The 503-nt window shown below is 71.2% G+C and carries 1 protein-coding gene; it reads right to left on the reverse strand.

Annotated features, from left to right (window positions below; translation table 11 throughout):
• The coding region (locus Aut01nite_RS43125) for a condensation domain-containing protein (protein WP_204037981.1) at positions 1-503 on the reverse strand (503 nt) is incomplete at both ends.

The raw sequence follows: 503 nt of genomic DNA on the forward strand, positions 1-503 counted from the left end.
TGACCTGGAAGAGCGGGTGCCGGGACAGGGAGCGCTCCGGGTTGAGCATCTCCACCAGCCGCTCGAACGGCACGTCCTGGTTGGCGTACGCCGCCAGATCGGCCTCCCGGACCCGCCGCAGCACCTCGGTGAACGACGGCGAACCCGACAGATCCGTGCGCAGCACCAGCGTGTTGACGAAGAACCCGACGAGACCGTTCAAGGCGTCATCGGTACGCCCGGCGATCGGCGACCCCATCGGGATGTCCGATCCGGCGCCCAGCCGCGACAGCAGCACCGCCAGCGCCGACTGCAACACCATGAACACCGTGGCGCCGGACGACCGGGCCAGGTCGACCAGACCGCGGTGCAGGTCAGCCGGCACCTCCACCGGCACCCGGTCACCGCGATAGGACGCCACCACCGGCCGCGGACGGTCCACCGGCAACGCGATCTCGTCCGGCAACCCGGCCAGAGCGTCGCGCCAGAACCCGAGCTGCCGGCCCAGCGGCGACTGCGGATCG

Source organism: Actinoplanes utahensis (assembly GCF_016862455.1).
Taxonomy (GTDB): Bacteria; Actinomycetota; Actinomycetes; order Mycobacteriales; family Micromonosporaceae; genus Actinoplanes; species Actinoplanes utahensis.